Annotated in this window: 16 protein-coding genes; all 16 read right to left on the reverse strand. The window is 41.8% G+C overall.

Annotated features, from left to right (window positions below; translation table 11 throughout):
• Positions 1–5: 5 nt before the first annotated feature.
• The 16 genes from LHV68_08890 to LHV68_08965 all read right to left on the reverse strand — a co-directional run bounded on the left by LHV68_08890 (position 6) and on the right by LHV68_08965 (position 19,122).
• The gene (locus LHV68_08890; protein MCB4791990.1) at positions 6–4,418 is read right to left on the reverse strand and encodes a lectin like domain-containing protein; all 4,413 of its coding nucleotides are present in this window, start codon (positions 4,416–4,418) and stop codon (positions 6–8) included.
• Positions 4,419–4,422: 4 nt separating this feature from the next.
• Positions 4,423–5,523 carry an NAD(P)/FAD-dependent oxidoreductase gene (locus tag LHV68_08895; GenBank protein ID MCB4791991.1) on the reverse strand — a complete coding sequence of 367 codons (1,101 nt, stop codon included), beginning with the start codon at positions 5,521–5,523 and terminating at the stop codon, positions 4,423–4,425.
• Positions 5,510–5,899 carry a ribosome silencing factor gene (gene rsfS / locus LHV68_08900; protein MCB4791992.1) on the reverse strand — a complete coding sequence of 130 codons (390 nt, stop codon included), beginning with the start codon at positions 5,897–5,899 and terminating at the stop codon, positions 5,510–5,512. Before rsfS ends, LHV68_08895 begins: the two co-directional genes overlap by 14 nt.
• A complete protein-coding gene (locus LHV68_08905; protein MCB4791993.1) occupies positions 5,892–6,833 on the reverse strand; it encodes a cyclic nucleotide-binding domain-containing protein in 942 nt (313 codons plus the stop codon). The genes rsfS and LHV68_08905 overlap by 8 nt, the downstream gene beginning before the upstream one ends.
• 108 nt (positions 6,834–6,941) lie before the next feature.
• On the reverse strand, positions 6,942–8,009 hold the full coding sequence (locus LHV68_08910; protein MCB4791994.1) for a type IV pilus twitching motility protein PilT: 1,068 nt from the start codon (positions 8,007–8,009) through the stop codon (positions 6,942–6,944).
• Between the two features lie 117 nt (positions 8,010–8,126).
• Entirely contained in the window at positions 8,127–9,314 is a 1,188-nt protein-coding gene (locus LHV68_08915; GenBank protein ID MCB4791995.1) for an LCP family protein, read from the reverse strand.
• The gene (gene yqeK / locus LHV68_08920) at positions 9,311–9,892 is read right to left on the reverse strand and encodes a bis(5'-nucleosyl)-tetraphosphatase (symmetrical) YqeK (protein ID MCB4791996.1); all 582 of its coding nucleotides are present in this window, start codon (positions 9,890–9,892) and stop codon (positions 9,311–9,313) included. The genes LHV68_08915 and yqeK overlap by 4 nt, the downstream gene beginning before the upstream one ends.
• Positions 9,885–10,472, reverse strand: coding sequence for a nicotinate-nucleotide adenylyltransferase (gene nadD, locus LHV68_08925; GenBank protein MCB4791997.1), 588 nt, complete (start codon positions 10,470–10,472; stop codon positions 9,885–9,887). The genes yqeK and nadD overlap by 8 nt, the downstream gene beginning before the upstream one ends.
• 86 nt (positions 10,473–10,558) lie before the next feature.
• Positions 10,559–11,299, reverse strand: a complete 741-nt coding sequence (locus LHV68_08930; protein ID MCB4791998.1) for a tetratricopeptide repeat protein — start codon at positions 11,297–11,299, stop codon at positions 10,559–10,561.
• Positions 11,300–11,517: 218 nt separating this feature from the next.
• The gene (locus tag LHV68_08935) at positions 11,518–13,326 is read right to left on the reverse strand and encodes a BatD family protein (GenBank protein ID MCB4791999.1); all 1,809 of its coding nucleotides are present in this window, start codon (positions 13,324–13,326) and stop codon (positions 11,518–11,520) included.
• Positions 13,327–13,381: 55 nt separating this feature from the next.
• Entirely contained in the window at positions 13,382–14,014 is a 633-nt protein-coding gene (locus LHV68_08940) for a tetratricopeptide repeat protein (protein MCB4792000.1), read from the reverse strand.
• Between the two features lie 46 nt (positions 14,015–14,060).
• Complete coding sequence (locus LHV68_08945) at positions 14,061–15,092, reverse strand: VWA domain-containing protein (protein MCB4792001.1); 1,032 nt, start codon at positions 15,090–15,092, stop codon at positions 14,061–14,063.
• Between the two features lie 93 nt (positions 15,093–15,185).
• Complete coding sequence (locus tag LHV68_08950) at positions 15,186–16,181, reverse strand: VWA domain-containing protein (GenBank protein ID MCB4792002.1); 996 nt, start codon at positions 16,179–16,181, stop codon at positions 15,186–15,188.
• A 45-nt stretch (positions 16,182–16,226) separates the two neighbouring features.
• On the reverse strand, positions 16,227–17,141 hold the full coding sequence (locus LHV68_08955; protein MCB4792003.1) for a BatD family protein: 915 nt from the start codon (positions 17,139–17,141) through the stop codon (positions 16,227–16,229).
• Positions 17,138–18,019 (reverse strand): DUF58 domain-containing protein, encoded by an 882-nt coding sequence (locus LHV68_08960; protein ID MCB4792004.1) that lies wholly within the window; start codon positions 18,017–18,019, stop codon positions 17,138–17,140. The genes LHV68_08955 and LHV68_08960 overlap by 4 nt, the downstream gene beginning before the upstream one ends.
• Positions 18,020–18,126: 107 nt before the next feature.
• The gene (locus LHV68_08965) at positions 18,127–19,122 is read right to left on the reverse strand and encodes a MoxR family ATPase (protein ID MCB4792005.1); all 996 of its coding nucleotides are present in this window, start codon (positions 19,120–19,122) and stop codon (positions 18,127–18,129) included.
• Between the last annotated feature and the right edge of the window lie 244 nt (positions 19,123–19,366).

Genomic DNA, 19,366 nt, shown 5'->3' on the forward strand with positions numbered 1-19,366 from the left:
TTCATCTATTTCTCTACAGCTATCTTGATTACCTTCTTGCCTAGATTGTTCTTGATCAACACGACATAAACTCCGCTGGCAACGACGCTTCCGCCGTCATTCTTACCGTCCCAGCTCGCCCTTCCTGTGGCATTTACATATTCGACTTTACGCACAAGCTGGCCGGCTACAGTGAATATCTTTATATCGGCGCTCGCAGGCAGGTTGTCGAACGTGAACAGGCCCTTGTTCGGCTTATAGGGAATAGGGTAGCCTTTTATAGCCGCCAGGTCAGCCGCAGGGGTAAGCTGTACTAGGGCGAACTTCGTCAGGTGCTTGACAGATGCTGTTATCTTGTTCTGGTCGGGGTAGACTGTAGAAGGTATTGTTACCCACCAGTTGTGTGTTGCGTCGTAATAAGCAACCGTAAGCTTGCTTTCGTCAAGCTCTGCAATATCTGAGTCCCTGTATAACAAGGTAATAATAATTTCCTTCAAGGGCTGGAGGCCTTTGTCGTTTGTTATCTCGATAGCGATATCCGTAACTTTAAGAACCGGTTGTCCGGAAGCGGAAACCGCAGCCGTAGATACAGTGAATGCTACGTTTTGGCCAAAACTTCCTGCAGGGATATCCACCTTGACTTCGCCGAAGGCAGGCTGAAGCACAACGGTTGAATTTGAACTATCATTTAACTGTCTTGTCGTTGTAATATTAGCTACCTGAACCAGGAAACGTTTTTTCAATGCAGCAGATATTGACCCTGTCCCGCCAGTGCTGACAACTACATCCCAGTAGCCCGTAGCCTTATCCAGGAGGCCAAACGTACAGGTTATCTTTGATGAGCTGACAACAGCAACGTCTGTGGCATTGATATCGTTTTGCCCTGATTTAACAAGTTTTACCGCCGCTCCTGCCCTAAACCCGGCCCCGGCAAGGTTGGTTATTGATACTGAGCTGTTGTTAAATGCAGTATCTGGAGTAATTGAAGTTACAGTAATAGAACTTATTACAAGAAAACCATTGGCAAACGTTCCAGATTCTGCTCCTGCTCCGCCTGTGCTGGCCACCACGTCCCATCTGCCTGGAGCCTTGCCGTTAAGATCGAACACGCAGGTTATCTTTGTAGGGCTGACTAGTGTAATGCCTTCAGCATCTATATCGTTTTCTCCTGATTTTATAAGTTTTACAGATGCACCTGAAACAAAACTTTTTCCTGCAAGGTTAGTTATTGATACCTGTCCGGTATTTGGAGCGCTGTTTGGCGTAATCGAATTTACCGTTACAGAACTAATCACAAGAAAACCGTTGCCGAGCGTTGCAGATAGCGATCCTGCCCCGCCTGTACTGGCTACCACATCCCAGTATCCTGTGGCCTTGCCCGCAAGGCCAAACGTACAAGTTATCTTAGAGGAGCTGACAACAGTAACGTCAGCAGCATTGATATCGTTTTGTCCTGATTTGACAAGTTTTGCCGACACTCCTGTCCTAAACCCGGCTCCGGTAAGGCTTTTTATTGAAACAGAGCGGCTGTTATAAGCGCTGTCCGGTGTAATCGAACTTACTGTTATAGAACTGACCACAAGAAAACCATTGCTTAGTGTTGCAGATAACGATCCGGCACCGCCTGTGGTGACTACCACATCCCAGTAGCCTGGCGTTTTACCGTTCAAATCAAAAAAGCATACAAAATAGGAGCCAGTTTCCACAGTAACACTGGAACCGATTATATCGCTTTGTCCCGGCCTCGTAAGTCTTGCCGATACTCCTGATCTGAAACCGCTGCCTGAAATAAGAGGTGCTACCTGCTTGATATTCGGCGCGGTATTCTCTGTAATAGAACTTATCGTTATAGAACTTATCAAAAGAAAAGCGTTTGGAAGAGTTGCGGATACAGACCCGGCTCCTCCAGTACTTACTACGACATTCCAACTGCCCGGCGCTGCCCCGTTCACATCAAAAGTGCAGGTCATTTTTGTAAAACTGTTCACATCCACAGTACCAGACAAAGCGTTGATCTCGCTTTCGCCTGACTTAGTAAGTTTTACCGACGCGCCTGCCATGAACCCGGCGCCTGTCAGGCTCGATATCCATACCAGCCCAGTATTTGGGCGGCTGTTCGGCGTTATAGAAGTTACAATTACGGAGCTGACTACGACCAGCCCATTGGTTAGTGTTGCAGATATCGACCCGGCTCCGCCTGTGCTGACCACTACATCCCACCTGCCGAGTGCTTTCTCGTTTAAATCAAATGCGCAGGTTATCTTTGTGGGGCTGACTATTGTTACGCCAGTAGCATTGATGTCGCTTTGTCCTGATTTGCTGAGTTTTACCGACGCGCCTGTCCTAAATCCTGCGCCTATAAGGTTCGTTATTGATACCTGCCCGATGTTACCCGCGCTGTCTGGCGTAATCGAACTTACTGTTATAGAACTGACCACTATGAAACTATTGGCGAGCGTTGTAGATATTGATCCGGCACCTCCTGTGCTGACTACCACATCCCAGTAGCCTGGCGCTTTCCCGTTTAAGTCAAATGCGCAGGTTATCTTTGTGGGGCTTACTACTGTAACACCTGTAGCATCGATATTGCTTTGTCCTGATTTGCTGAGTTTTACCGACCCTCCTGTCCTAAACCCTGCCCCGGCAATGTTAGTTATTGATACCTGTCCGGTATTTGGAGCGCTGTTTGGCGTAATCGAATTTACGGTTATAGAACTGACCACAAGGAAACCATTGGCGAGAGTTGAAGATTCCGATCCTGCGCTAACCACTACATCCCAGGTGCCTGGCGCTTTCCCGTTTAAATCAAAGGCGCAGGTCATCTTTGTTGTGCTGACTACTGTAATACCTGTAGCATTGATGTCGTTTTGTCCTGATTTGCTGAGTTTTACAGCCGCGCCTGTCACAAACCCTGTTCCTGCAAGGTTTGTTATTGATACCTGTCCGGTATTTTCCCCGCTGTTTGGAGTTATAGATGTTATTACCGGAGAATTGAGCGTATATGCTTTTAAGCATACATTTCTGTTGGGATGAGGAGTTCCGCCTGTAGTAGCTGTACTGTCTGTCCAGGAAGTGCCGTTACTGCCTATATAGCTTTGGCCTGCAGAAGCAGTCGCAAGGCTGCTGTAGTCCGCAAGAGGGTGTTCTATAGGAATTGGAAAATTATAACCCGGAGTTGTAAGTTTTACAACAATACAAAAGTCGTAATTAAGAAGAATCGGGATCGGGGAGTCAAGTTCAATTGTGTGATATCCGGAAATAGGAATCGTGCCTGTTTTACTTCCTAAAAGCCCGGAAAATGATGTGCCGTTAAAACTCTCATACACGTATATTTCATAACTTGAGTTCAAGCTTGAGGTATAAAAACCCACCGCCTTTAACTGGTTATTTGAAGTTGCAGTAAAAATATTGGCAAACCAGGCGGTGTCACTGCTGTAGCCTGTGTGCCCGGTAACGCCAAGCGGGTCATACTGGTAAATCTTATCATAGTTTCCGGTTGATTCGGCAACGTCGAATACAGTATTTTTTGTGCCTATTTTAGAATCATAATAGGAAATATAGAAATAACCGTTATCTCCCCAGGATGTCCCCCAGCTGTTTTTAACGATAAATGCCCCGTTTCCCGGGGGTATCGCAGAAAAATTACTTTTGTTGTAATTGTCATCCCAGCCGACTATTGCAACGCCGTGATTGGTCGTATTCGAACCGTTATAATAATAAGCATGGTTAGCTGAATTGTAATAAGTGGCTTCATTCATATACATAGATGTCATTACAGCGCCGTAAGTCGTAACCATTTCTTTTATGTTGTCATTATCCGTTGAACTGCCTCTGTCCGGGATAAAAAGCACTTCCTGTATATGTTTTTGTACAGGTAATCCCTGTGCAGACCCACCTGGATTTGAATATGGGTCATCGGCCTCGTTGACCGGCCCGCCCCATCTTGCCAGATATGCCGTTGACATAGTATAATTGCCTCCGTCAGCATATCCAGGATCAAAACCATGTAAATTTAAAATGTTATTTTCTGAAAAATCCCTGGTTTCAATTGGTAAAAGACAGGATTCCAATGAACTATATGTAGCAAAAGCCCAACAGGTTCCGTCCGGGCCTTGATTTTTTACAGGTGTAAGCTTTCCCTCACTGCGAAGGTCATAGGACGCAGAATAGCCAAGTAGCGGGGCTACGCCTTTAACCTTTCTACTAATTTTTTGGCCTTTCATATGAGAAAGATCAACCGGTGAAGGGATTAAGCCTAAAGCGCGGCCTTTTTGTGTTTGTTTTTGAGCTTTAACTTTCTGAAGATTTAAGAGGTAACTCTCGAAATCCGGATTGACAGGGGCAAGGTTTGAATCGGCATAGGCAAACGTGAATACCCCAAACAGAGATAAAAAAAATAAGGATATGATATATGCCTTTATACTTTTAAGTTTTTTCATTTTATCAGATAAGTTCCGCGACGTAATCGGCTATTGAAAGCGCTGAGGTAAGGCCCGGGGATTCAATACCTATCAGGTTTATCAGCCCGTCAAGGTTCCTGTTTTTTTCATTTACAATTATAAAATCTTTAAAATCGTCATCCGGGCCCTGGAGTTTAGGCCGTACACCGCAAGTGTCGGGGTACAGGTCTTCTAACCTGATTGAAGGCAGATATTTCTTTATGGAATTATAAAAATCATCTTTGCGGTCTTCGCTGACAGTGTAATCGATATTTTCAATATAATGAGTATCCGGCCCGAAGCGCACGCTGCCTGCCATGTCAAGGGTTAAGTGAACTCCTAAGCCGTGAATATTTGTAAAAGGAACAGGGTAAATAAGCCGTCTGGCTTTAAGTTTTTGCCTTGTCCTGAAATAATTCCCTTTACAATAATGCAGTTTGTAACCGGCTTCTCTGACATTTATATGGCAAAGCGCTGCTATAATATCTGAATTTAAACCCGCGCAATTAACCACGATTTCGGAATCGAATTTATAATTATCTTTCTTTAAAGTAAGCCTGAAACCGGTGGTTAGTTTTTCTATAGCTGTGACTTCGGAATCATAGGAAACGATAGCTTTGCTTTCTTCGGCTATATTCAACAGCGATTGCATAAAAGTGTGCGTATCGAGTATGCCCGTTGATTTGCATAACAAGGCAGCTTTTGCCTCAACTTCAGGCTCAAGCTCCATTAACTGTCCTTTAGAGATTAGCTCAAGCCCCGGGACTCCGTTATTTATACCGTTGTTTTTTAGTTTTTCAAGAGAAGCCAGCTCATCCTGGGTTGTTGCTACTATAACCTTGCCGAGGTTTGAGTGTTTGATGCCGTATCTTCTGCAGTGCTCGTACAAAAGAGAATTTCCTTTTACGCATAACTTTGCTTTTAGGGAGTTATGCGGGTAGTAAATGCCGCTGTGGATCACTTCGCTGTTCCTGCTTGAAGTTTCCTGGCCGAATTTCAGGTTTTTTTCAAGTATGATACAGGATTTGCCGAGCCCGGATAGTTTTGCACCTATAGCTAAACCGATAACCCCTGCTCCTATGATCGTAACATCAACTTTTTCCATGTTTATTATACTTAAAGGGCACTTTGCGGGCATCCATCCATATTTTGTCTAGCGCATAGAAAGCCCGGGCCTGGGAAAGCATCACGTGAATGACCAACCCGCCGTAATCGAGCACGGACCAGGATGAATTTCTTCCTTCCAGGTGCAAGGGCAGGCGGTTTTCCTTTTCTTTCAATGTCTTGTGTATGGCATCTATGACAGCGTTCATCTGAGGGGCCGATTCAACGCTGAGTATCAGAAAATAATCCGTCAATGTGGTAATAGGGCGGGTGTTAAGTATTTTTATATCTAAACTTTTTTTATCAGAGGCTATTTGTGCCGATATTTTAGCAAGTTTAAGAAACTCAGTTTTATCCGAAGAAGTTGGTTTAGTCATTAAATGATTCTCTTGCATTCATCAGCCGCTTGCGGTCCTGTTCTTCCTGCTGGAAATGAATATTCTCGATTGCCTCGGCTAATTGGTCGCTTACGGCCAGTAAGAGTGAAGCATTGTGGTTTTCAAATACGCCGGTTTTTTTTGTGTTTGTTATCGCCATAAACCCGAGCAGTTTATCCGGTAATATACAAGGCACAATTGAAAATGCTTTTGATGTTTTTAAAAAATCAATGCTCGAAAGAGGGGTTTCGGTCGAATCATTAAAAATAAACCCGGAAGGGTTTTCCTTGAGCTGTTTTATCAAAGGATGCTGCAGCGGTATTTCATTAAACGACTTATCGGCAGCTACTTCTTCAAATTCCCGGTTGAATTCATTGTACAGGTAAGTAATGACGTTCTCTGCTTCAGGGACCGCCAGCAGGATCTCTTCACGGATCCCCTTTACGATAAGATTCAGGTTACGGGCCGAAGCAATGATCTTGCTTGTCTGATAAACCGTTGCAAGTTCCCTGCTTGTCCGCTCCAGTCTTGCAGTTACGACCTCAAGCAAGCGGGACAAAATATTTATGCCTTCTTTCGGGTTTTTATTTATAACATCAAGAAAAGGCTTACGTGCGATCTTAAGCAATACAGCCTTATTTTTCGTCTTTGCATTAGCTGTCCTGTACTGGTTGGAGAAAAATGCCGTTTCTCCGAATATATTGCCTCTATTTAAAACGATCAATACTTTTTCTTTGTCCGCCCCTAATTTTTTGTATATTATTACTTCGCCGGATTCTATTATATAAAAAGAATCTGAAAAACTGCCCTCTTCAAATATCTGCGTAAGAGCGTCAAGCTTTACTTCTTCAACATTTACTAAAAGTTGCTGCATAATATCATCGTTGAGTTCCTTGAATATAAAAACTGATTTTAAAAGAGAAAGTTTATCCATTATTATTACCTCCGAATATTAGCGTAGAGCGGATAGCGTTTAGCGTATAGTTAAAGTCTTTGAATTTACTATCCGCTATACGCTCTACGCTGTACGCTATCATTGTCGCTATACTGTCATTGTTCTCCCGCCGGAACGGATATATTCAGGGTTTCTTGCTTTGCTCATTGCATCTTCAGTGGAGACAAGCCCGTTTTGAACAAGTCCGAGCAATGCGCGGTCAAGGTTTATCATCCCGAATTTTGCGCCGGTTTCTATGGCGGAATATACCTGATGCGTCTTTCCTTCTCTTATCAAATTTGCTATGGCAGGGGTAACAACCATTATCTCCCTTGCTGCAACCCTTCCGACCCCGTCTGTTTTCGGCAGGAGTATCTGGGAAACAACTCCTCTTAATGAAGTGGAAAGCTGAACCCTGACCTGCTGCTGCTGGTGAGGGGGAAATACGTCAACGACCCTGTCGATCGTTTGTGCAGCATCAGTAGTATGAAGTGTTCCGAACACCAGATGCCCAGTTTCAGCTATGGTAAGTGCAGCAGAAATGGTTTCTAAGTCCCTCATTTCTCCGATCAGGACTATATCAGGGTCCTGCCTCAAGGCTGATTTTAAGGCATTTGTAAAACTTTTTGTCTGCTGTCCGACTTCTCTTTGCCTTATTATACAGCTTCTATTATCATAGACGAATTCGATCGGGTCTTCAATAGTAAGTATGTGCTCATGCCTTGACTGGTTTATTAAATTAATAAGGCATGCAAGGGTGGTAGATTTTCCAGATCCCGTCGGGCCTGTGACAAGGACTAGCCCATTAGGTAAATGAGCAAACTTAAGGACAGCTTCCGGGAGGTTCAATTGTTCGGGATTCGGTATCTTTGAAGATATAACGCGCAATACCGCTTCTACACCGTTTTTTTGCATAAAAACGTTTATACGGAAACGGGATAAATTCGGTATCTGGACCGAGCAATCAAGTTCAAGGTTCTGTTCGAATTTTGACCTTTGATTTTCAAAAAGTACCGAATATATCATCTTTTTTGATTCTTCAGCAGTAAGAGCCGGGAATTCTTCCATCTGAACGATAGCTCCGCGTATCCTTGCCGCAGGGGGAAGGCCGATGACCATATGTATGTCTGATGCTCCACGCTGTACAGCTGCTTTAAGTACCTCGAACATTTCCATAAAACCTCCGGTTTGTTAGCGTATAGCGGATAGCGTTTAGCGTATAGGAACTGTAAAAGCCTTCTTTAAGGTTCTGCTTTTTCTATCCGCTATACGCTATACGCTAAACGCTTGTTTTTATTTAGTATTTATCTTACAATCTTCGCCCAGGATAACGGATATATCGATCAACCGTTTTTCATCATAGCGTGTTATTACCTCGCCGCAGTTAAGGATCTCTGAGATCCTTTGGGCCCCGCGCAGGTCACCTGTAAGGTCTTTTATTAAGGTCTTCTTCTGTCTGGTGGTGAAATTTCCCCAGTCTATTACGTCAAAGCCGCTTTTTCTCAATATCCAGGTCACCTGTTCTGCCATTTTGCCTGTTCCGGTCGCATTCCATATCTCGACACGGATATTCGGGCTTTTTGAAGGGTTTAAGTCTCGGTTTGGAAGGATCTTATTAAGCAATCCGTTAAGGTTGTCTGTATCATATTCCCAGTATCCTTTTTTATTGGGCTGGCCGGGAAGCTGGGAAAAACGGATATTTTTCATGTTTATGTCCTTGACTTCGATGATGCCGGAAAAAGCATCCCATGTGTTTATATTCGTAAATATTTCCGTCATAAGAAGTTTGGCAATCTTAGGAAGGTTGAATATAAAATAGGGATTTTTCCATCTTAAAAGAAACGATTTTACAAAAAGCTGCTGCCTGAATATCCTTCCCAGGTCTCCTGCTTTCCCTCTAAAGCGGACGTATTCCAGGGCTTTTGCACCGTCAAGATGGTTGACCCCGGCATTAAAATGTATATGCAGGTTTCCTGCCTGGTCGTCATAATTCATAGGCTCTTCTATGTCAACCTTTATTCCGCCTATAAGGTCAATGAACTTTTTAAAGCTGGAATAATTAATGGTTACATAATAGGGTATCTCCAGCCTGTTTTGGAATAATTCTTCGACTGCTTTGCAGACTTCTATAGCAGCGAAGGCGTCATTCTGTTTTGTCCTGTAATGGTATGCATAGACTTCGTTTATTTTTTTAAAGTTATAGCCTTTAGGAGAAAACCTCGTATCCCTGGGTATTGAGATTATGTCAAGGAACCTGCGCACAGGGTCATAACTTGCAAAGATGAGCGTATCCGAATGCCTTGCATAATCCACAATGTCCGTGCCTATCAAGAGAGCATTTATCCTTTCGCCTTTTCTGATACTTCTTGAGATGGGATTTGCCCAGGAGAGGTAAAGTGACAAAGATAAAATAACGGCAAAAGCTAACAAGCTTAACTGGTTAAGGTTTAAGTTTGAAATAGGTTTTAATATTCTATTCATTTCTTTTCAACAAAACCGTTCCAGGCAGAAACGGCGGCCGGATGCAGCCACTTTTTATTTTTCAAAACATGATAAGTTTTATAAAAAAGAGCCGCCTGCATAGCTTTATCAAGGTTGCGTTTAGCAAGCCAGCGTATTTTTTTTACACCTGCATATCTCCTGTCCGGTGCTGTTATGTCGGACAGATATATTATCTTAGAAAGCAAGGTCATGTCCGGGCCGCCGATAGTATGTTCTTTTATGGCGTTTAAAATAGCCTTATCTTTTATCCCGAAACGTTTATTTGCTAAAGCTGCGCTGGCAAAACCGTGCAAGACCCACGGGTTATAATTTATCGTGTCTTCAAGGTTTGGTACAGGCACCTTATATTTCCTTATATATCTTATCAACCCTTGTTTTGTAAAGCCTTTGCCTGCATCATGGAGAAGCGCTGCTAAGCTGACTTTAGCTTTGGCAACTTTATACCGTCTTGCCAGGTCTAGAGCGGTACGCCAGGCTCCTAAGGTATGTATAAACCTAGCCTGCGACTGGTTTTTTTTTAGATATTTAATTATAGCATTTATATCCAGTTTATTCATTGTAAAGACCGTTTACTTTTATGTACCGTTCGATCTCTTTTGGGACTAAACTTCTTATTGATATTCCCTTTTTAACATTATACCTTATCAGGGAAGATGACACATCATAAATGACTTTACTTAAAAACAATATTGATTTTTTGTAAGGAATGCTGTCTAATACTGTCCCGGGCCTGTTGCCTGTTATTATAGCACAACTTGAAGCAATAAGTTCCGGTTTCTTCCATGTTTTTATTTCAGAAAGCGAGTCAGAGCCCAGGATAAAAAAAATAGAAGCCCTGTTGAATTTGTTTTTGAAATATCTGATTGTCTGATAAGTGTAAACTGGTTTTCTGGAATTTAATTCAAAATGGCTGACCTTAAAGAAAGGATAAGGTTTTAACGCTAGCTTCAGCATTTTTAAACGGTGGTTTTGCGAGGTTAATTTCCTGTTTTTTTTGTGAGGAGGATGATATGCCGGTATGAATATTACTTTATCCAGGTCAGCTTCTTTCTTAGATAAAAGCGCAAGTTGTATATGGCCTTTATGCACAGGATCAAAAGAGCCGCCAAATATACCTATGCGCTTAATCTTTGTCACTTATATTATCCTTAAAGAGGGCATAAACGTACCGTTGGTTTTGAAGTTTCTTGTTACTTGCAGCTTACAACTTAGTGCTGATGTTATTATATCTCATTAATATACTTTTTTTCAAGCCAGCCCCTTAACCCTTCTTGTTTTAGTCCAATTGCCACCCACTCATCTTTCTGCCCAAGTGTCATTATTTTCTTTCCTTCAGGCAGGCTAAACCCTATGGAGTTCTCAAGACCAGGTCCGTTTCTTACTTCGGCAGGGCCTGAAGTAACTATCGCCCAGCCTGCCATTACTTCCCTGTCTATTTTTATAAAAAGTAGGCAGGCTGCAACCAGAAGCAGCAAAAGAACGATGCCGCCGGTCAATAAGAGTGCTCTTTGTTTGTTGAAAATAAATACTGAGATAATAAAAATAAATAATAAAAACAAGAAAGATGATAAAGAGAGCAGTTCGTTAAGAGATGCCAGGTTGTTTAACGCCTGCATCACTTGATCAATAAAGGAAGGGGGTGGTTCCTTGAGCATCCTGTTAATGAAATCTATATTGTAGCGCACATCGTTGTCCCTGGGCATAAGTTTCAGGGCTTTTTCATAATTCAGGACTGCAAAACCCATTTGCTGATTTTTGTAATAAGCATTTCCAAGGTTGTAAAACAATGAGCCGTTTGCCTGGTTCTTGGATACAAGTTGTTCGTATAGATTTATGGCTTTTACAAATTCACCCTTCTCGTAAAATCCATTGGCCTGGTTAAATAAATTCAAGGAGTCATCGGTTGCGAATAAAGGTAAAGATAAAGATAGAGATAAAGATAAAATCAAAATAGTTTTTTTCATATTTGTTCTATTACTAATAATCCGTGATATCATGTTTTTATACATGCGACATGAAATCCCCCGCTTTCCGCGCATTTGTGCGGCCCAACAGCACCTGTCGGGGGATAAATGCAGATGATGTCGCAGTAGGTCGCGTTATTAAAGGAGCCTCAGGCTCCTCCGGAGGAGCTCCACTGATTTCCAGTTTTGCATTTTGCAATTTGCATTTTTTAATGGTTTTATAGTTCCTTTTCCAGTTTGTTGATTGTTATGGCTGTTTTTTGATATATCTCACGCATCATGCTTTCAGTCACCTGAGATGGAGCAAACCGTACCATAGCGCATTCTTCCAACAGCCTGTTAACTTCAGCTATGGTTTCAGCTTTTATTTCTTTCTTTGACAAAATAGCGGAAATTATGCTTGAGGTAAGGCTTTCTGCCGAAACATTTGTTTTATTTGCTATGTATTCAACTATTGCCCTTGAGATTGCGTTATAAAACTCTGATGAGTTTTCAAGGTTCAGCAGTTTAACGGCTTTTTTAAGGTATTTTTTTGAAGTGCCTGAAGCCCGCAGGCTTCTTGCATAGGCTATATCTTTATTTAATTTCTCCTGCCAGTTCACATATATAAAAACAAATCCGAAAATAAAGACCGGAGCAAGATTTACCAGTTTAAACCAGGCCTTTGTGTATATATAGCCCTCAAATACCCTGTAATTTGCCAGAGTTTTTATAAACCTTATATCCTTATTAACTATTTTTATGTCATTTGTTCTTTGTTCCGGGATATTTGTTTCGATCTGGGGCCCGGGCTTGACTAAAAGCTTAAATGAAGGTGTTTGCGCATTTACATATTGTTTTTTGTCCGGGTCAAAAAACGGGAAACTTATCGGTTCAATGGTCTTATTACCCGGTGTCTGCGGGACTATTACTGTAGTAAAAGTCTTATTGCCTTTTAAGACACCGGAGTCCTTATTTATATTTAGAGAGCCTACCGTTTCATATTTTTTGAAATCAGGCCAGTCCGGCAACTGCGGTTCTGCTATAGCTTTAATGTTCCCGGTGCCAGATACTAGAATGTTCAAGGTCACGGGTTCATTGACCTTTACGGTTTTTTTATCTATATCCGCAGTTATGCTGTATTGGCCCACCGTCCCGTTAAAACCTTTTGGCTTATTGGCTTCAGGCAGCGGGTTTACGTTAATTGTAATGGGTTTCGATTGTATGATTTTTGTCCTTCCCTGTGAAAAAAAACCGCCGAAAAAATCGGCGGAATTGTAGTCGGGTATCTGGCATGTCAGGGATGCTTCTTTCAGGGTGAACTTGCCGGGTTTTGTGGGAAAAAGCAGGGTTTTTAATTCTGTAATCAGGTATCTTCTGCCTTTATATACAGCATTATAATTTTTGGGAGCGAAATCTTCAGACCAGAAACCTGAAAAATCGCTTGGCGTAAAGCCAGGTTGAGAAAGGAGGTCTATCCTTCTGTAAAATTTCAAAGAATAGGTTATTTGTTCATTTACATAGGCATTCTTTTTATCAACCTCTGCAACCAGGAAGAGGTCATCGCCGGTTTCAGGTATGTTTTGTTCTTGAGGCCCGGAATAATTGCCCTGTTGCCTTGGGGCATTATTTTGAGAGGGTGCGGATTGGACAACATCTACCGGTATACGCTGGGTCTGATAGATTTTACCGTTATAGTTTAAAGTAATGGGCGGTATAGTGGTTTTTACTATTGTTTTGGGAACTAACACATACTTAAACACTATAGAACTTGATACCTGCCCGTTTATTATTGATACATTTTGAGACCTTCCGGAAGAATACATATTAAAATCAGTAAGCTGGGGGATATCCGGATTCGGGAGGTTCGAGCTTGTCCCTGAAACATCTATCTCAAGTACGATCTGGTCATTTATGGATACAACGTTCTTGTCCACGCTGGCTGAAATACTTATGTCATCAGCACGAACGGCAGTAGTAAGCGATAAGCTATAAGTTATAAGAAACATCAATGAAAATAATGTTGTTCTTAATATATTCCTATTCATTTTATTGTTTTTGTAGTTTCTTAGAGCTTACAACTTAAAGCTTATAGCTGCCGTTCTACCAGTCTTCTTCTACTTTCGGCATTTGAGGCATCTTCATTTTCCTTTTCTTAGCTGAATCCCTGTCTGCCTGGTCGAAATACTGTAATATTCTTTGGGCGTCTTCTTTTGACATTTGATTTTTTTTATCTTCCTTGTCGTTTTGCTTAGCTTGTTTGTTATTGTCTTTTTCTTGTTTTTTCTTCTCATCTTTTTTATTTTTATTGTTTGGGTTTAATTTTTGCCTTTTAACGTATTCAAAGTTGTATTTTGCTTCAGCATCATCCGGGTTCAGCTCGATAGCTTTTTTATAATAGTCCAGGGCCTGGTCGTATTTGTTCTCCCTGAAAGAGCTGTTGCCTAAGTTGTAATAAACACGGCTTTGAAGTTTTTTATCATTAAAAACGGCTGCTTTGTTAAACTCATTGTTTGCCTGGTCATACTGGTTCATTTTGTACAGAGAATCTCCGATATTAAAATGGATTGCAGGATTATCAGGCTGGTTTATTTGCGCTTCCCTGTAGTTATCAAGAGATTTTTGAAAATCTCCTTTTTTAAAATAGGCATTGCCTGACCTTATTTTCGAAGGCGCCCCAGCATACAGATTATACGATAAAAAGAATAAATTTAAAAATATAAATATTTTTTTCATGATTTTGCCTTAAGCCTAATCTCTGGTCCTTGCCGTTTCTTACCGCTTACAACTTGTCGCTTATAACTGATTTCCTGTCCGGTATCAAAAACTCGACTAACAATAACAGGAACCCGAAGAAAAGGGGATATTGGAACCTGTCTTCATATTCCCGGTTTATATTGCTTGAAAGCTGTTGTCCTTTCAGGCCTTTTATTTTACTCGCAAGTATTGCGATGTTTATAGCCCCGTCGCTTGCACGGAAATATTGCCCGTCACTAAGTGAGGAAATATTGGTGAGCAGGGACTCGTCAAGTTTTGACATTATAACGTCGCCTTTTTTATTTTTCTTATAGCCCGTGAAAGTTCCCTTATCGTCCTTGAGAGGAATGGGTTCACCCTGAGGGTTCCCAAAACCTATGCAAAAGATCTTTATGCCTTCCTTTGCGGACTCCTCGGCAGCTTCGACCGGGTTGGAGTTGTGGTCCTCGCCGTCCGTGATAAGAATAATAGCTTTTGATTTCGGTTCGGTTTTAGAAAGGCCCTTATTTGCAAGCCTTATAGCATTTCCTATACCTGTCCCGGGCAAAGGTATCAGGCTTGTATCCATTATATCCAGGAACAGGTTTACGCTTGACAGGTCAAGCGTAAGCGGGCATTGCCAGAAAGCATTACCTGCAAAGGCAATTATCCCTAGCCTGTTGCCCTGAAGATTGTTTATCAATAAAGACAAAAGTTTTTTTGCTCTAGCGAGGCGGCTGGCTCCTTTAGTCCCCTGGGATGCCGTATCTTCAGCGAGCATGCTGTTGGATACATCTATAAGGAATACAACATCTGCGCCTTTTTGTTTTACTTCAACGAGTTTTGTGCCGATTTGTGGCTGCGACAAGCTTATAATGAAACAAAAAAGAGCAATAAGTATAAACAAGAATTTAATAATTTGCTTTTTTATACTCAAACTTGATAGTTTTTCAATTAAAGCGATATTCCCGAAAGTTTTAAGTGCTGAGATTTTATGTCTTAAAACATAAATAAACAACAGCACCCACAAAGGTATGAAAAGCATTAAAAATAATATGTTCGGATGATTAAAACGCATAATTAACCTCAGACTACAGACTACAGACTACAAACAAAAAACAAGGACTATGGAATTTGCTTTAGTCTCAAGTCTGTAGTCTGTTGTCTGCCGTTACGGTACTTTTCTAAGCCAGGTATATGAAAGAAATAGTTCAAACCCCAGGAGTACGATAGCCGGCCATAGAAAATATAAAAACAGCTCGGTATAGTTAATATATTTTATTGATTTTATCTCTGTTTTTTCCATCTGGTCGATCTGTTTAAATATATGTGAAAGCGATTTCGTATCAGTCGCCCTGAAATAACGGCCGTTACTGGCCTCAGCTATTTTTAACAGCGTAGATTCATCGAGTTCCTGTTCAGGTATCTTTACGTACCTTTTTCCGAACAAAGGATCATCTACAGGATATAGCGCGCCTCCCGGCTTGCCTGAGCCTATGGTGTATATTTTTATGTCACTTGCAGCAGCAGCTTGGGCTGCGGTTACGGGATCGATCTCTCCCATATTGTTCCTGCCGTCAGTCAAGAGGATCATTACCCTGCTCTTTCCCGGGCTTCCTTTCAGGCGTATCGCCGCTGTCGCGATCGCAGAGCCTATGGCAGTACCGTCAAGTTGAGTCATGCCTATTTCAACCTGGTCAAGGAAATTTAAAACTGAATCATGGTCAATGGTCAAAGGGCACTGGGTATAGGCCAGCCCGCTGAATACCACGATGCCTATCCTGTCATATTTTCTGCCTAATACAAAATCTTTGGCAACATTTTTTGCCGCAACCAGCCTGTTGTCCGGCTCAAAATCTATTGCCTGCATGCTTGAAGATGTGTCAAGCACTAGCATAATGTCGATTCCCTGATTGAAGACCTCTTCTGTTTTCTGCCCTGCCTGGGGTCGTGCAAGTGCAAGGATTAAAAAAATAAATACAATATACCGTAAATAAACCGGCAGGAACTGCAGTTTTACTTTTGGCGAAGGGTTGATCTGGCCCAATAATAAAGCATCTGAGAATAAGAGGGAAGATGTCCTATTTTTCCTTCTTTTATACTCTTCCCAGGCAATTAGAGGGATCGTTATCAATAATAATAAGAATAAAGGCGATGCAAAGCGCATGTTATAAATCCTTAGACCACAGACATCAGACAAAAGACTTCAGACTCAAGTTGTCTGGTTTTTTACTATTTTAACTCCTGTTTCCAGATCATCCATACAAGTTTTTTCATCCGGGCGGTATTTCGCAAATTTAACAAGGTCACAAAGTTCAAAAAAACCTTTTATATTAGCCAAAGTTTTTTTATCGGTTATCTTCCTGCGCAGGTCGCTGTAGATCTCGCTTGTTGTCCGGTCCCTTGTCTCAATTTGATAGGTAGCAGAAAGAAAATCCCTGAGAATATCCGTTAAGGCGATATAAAATTCTTTTATTCGTCCTTCCTTAAGCAGCCCTGAGTTTTTAAGTTTTTCAAGTTCTTCAAGAGCAGTTATATGAGGGGGGATCTTTGGTTCGTTAGAGACAGGTAAAATAAGTTTATTTCTTTTTTGATAATTTTTATACCACAACAAAAAACCTGCAGCGAGGCTAGCTGTGATGAATATCCATAAAAAATAAGCAGCTAAAGGGATCTTTAAGTAAAACGGCGGTTTAATGTCTATTATATCCCCTTTGTCGCCTTCCTTTAAGAGCAGGCTTTCGACCTCTACTTTTATACTCTGTGTCTTTATCTCGTTTTCTTTGCCTTGAGAGTCTTTAAATTTAAAAGTTATTTCAGGGATCAATACCTCTCCCGTAGTAAATGTCGCTAAGGTGTATATAAGGTTTACCTGCTGTTTGCTTTCTTTATTTTGGATCTCTTTTTTAAAATCCCTTATATCCCAGCCTTTGATCTCCGGGAGTTTTTCGGGAAGGTCAACCGTGAAAGTTTGAGGAAAGGTGAGGTTTACCTTGAGGTTCAGGTTGTCGCCGATACTTATTTTGTTTTTGTCCGTGCTGTTTTGTATCAAAACGCTGCCCTGATCCGCCAAACAGGGGATACAGCTTATTAACAAGAATAAAATGAGTTTTAATATACTTTTCATCTTCCGATCCTTTTTTCCCGTTTTTTGAAAAACTGGATTAACGGCAATATATAAGGTTTGTCGGTAGATACGTGAATATGGTCCACGCTTGATTTTAAAAAAATCCTGTCAATATTCCTTTGCCAGTTTTCTTTCTTTGTTTTGAATTCTTTTAAGAACATTTCGTTTGAAGTGTCAACCGTTATTCTTTTACCGGTTTCGGCATCTTCCAACTCCATTAGCCCGATTCTGGGCAACTCAAGTTCTCTCGGGTCGGAAAGGTTTATCGCTATCAGGTCATGCCTCTTGTTCGTTATCCTTAAGGCAGGTTCAAAGTCCTTATCCATAAAATCAGATAGCAAAAATACGACGGATTTTCTTCTCCAAAGCTCATTAAGGTAGCCAAGGGCAAGGGAGATATTCGTGCCTTTGCCGGATGGTTTAAAAAATAATATCTCCCGTATAAGCCGCAGGATATGATTCCTGCCTTTTTTGGGTTTGATGACCTTTTCTATTTTGTCAGTGAATATTATCATTCCTACCCGGTCATTGTTCCTGATGGCTGAAAATGCAAGGATTGAGGAAATTTCTGCGCTTATTTCTGATTTGAATTTGTTCTGGGTCCCGAACTTTTGGGATGCGGAGGCGTCGACCAAAAGGATTACAGTTAACTCTCTTTCTTCGGTGAATTTTTTTACATAAGGCTTCCCGTAACGTGCAGTAACGTTCCAGTCGATAGAGCGTACGTCGTCTCCGGGCATGTATTCCCTTACTTCGGCAAACTCCATTCCCCGGCCTTTGAACACACTGGAATACTGGCCGGCAAATATCTCATTTACCATTTTTCCGGAACGTATCTCGATATGCCTTATTTGTTTTAATATCTCTTTTGGAATCATTTTATTAGACTACAGACTAGAGACAGCAGACCAGAGACTTGAGACTACAGACTTATAAATCTTTGGTTTTAGTCTGAAGTCTGTGGTCTGTAGTCTGTTACCTGCCGTTAAGGTACTTCTACTCCGTCAAAGACCTGTTTAACTATATCTTCACTGGTCGTTTCCTCGGCTTCAGCTTCATAAGTCGGTATGACCCTGTGCCTTAAGACATCAAGGCCTATCTCTTTCACGTCTTCGGGAGTCACATAGCCCCTGCCTTTGATGAAAGCATAGGCTTTTGCAGCCAGTGTCAGGCATATAGTAGCGCGGGGCGATGCACCGTAGGCTATAAGTGATTTCAGGTTCTCAAGTTTATAGTCTTCGGGTTTTCTTGTAGCAAATACGATATCAACTATATAATTCTTTACCTTTTCATCCACGTAGATATCGTGTACGATAGCCTTTACCTTTTTTATGTCTTCAGGCGTTATGACCGGGTTTACTTTTTCCAAGGTTTTGGACGTCATCCGCTCCAGTATCTGTTTTTCTTCTTCTTTGTTCGGATATGTTATCTTCAGTTTTAACATAAAACGGTCGATCTGAGCTTCAGGCAAAGGGTAGGTACCTTCCTGTTCTATAGGGTTTTGTGTTGCAAGGACCATAAACGGTTCAGGCAGAGCATGCGTAGTGTCGCCTATGGTTACCTGGTATTCCTGCATAGCTTCAAGAAGAGCGCTTTGGACCTTGGCCGGGGCGCGGTTTATTTCATCAGCAAGTATAAGGTTAGAGAATATCGGCCCTTTTTTAACGCTGAAACTTGCGTTTGACGGGTTGTAAACAAGGGTCCCTATCAAATCTGCAGGAAGAAGGTCCGGCGTGAACTGGATCCTCTGGAACTTTGTCCGTATAGCGCTTGACAAAGTCTTTACTGCGAGGGTTTTTGCAAGGCCCGGGACGCCTTCTATCAGGATATGCCCGTCAGCCAGAAGGCCTATAAGCATCCTTTCTAATATATAATTTTGTCCTACGATGACCTTGTTTATTTCGCTCAGTAACTGTGCTACAAAGATGCTTTCCTGTTTGACTTTTTCATTGATCTGACGGATATCCATCGGTGTTGTCATAAAGGCCTCCCTTATGTCGCGTCCCCGCCTTGGGCGGGGACTTACCTTCTCCCGCTCTCTGCGGGAGAAGGATTGTTCCGGCTCGATATGAAACTGCTCGCCGGAACGCTCCCAATAGGGAAACCTTTGGTTTCCCTTCTTGTGTCCGCCATTGAACCTTTGGCGGACTGTCATCCCTTCCTAAATTGTAGTGAACTTATTTAAAAGCGTAGAGCGGATAGTGCTTAGCGTATAGTTACAACCT

Origin of the sequence: Candidatus Liberimonas magnetica (assembly GCA_020523885.1) — a bacterium.
Taxonomy (GTDB): Bacteria; Elusimicrobiota; Endomicrobiia; order Endomicrobiales; family JAFGIL01; genus Liberimonas; species Liberimonas magnetica.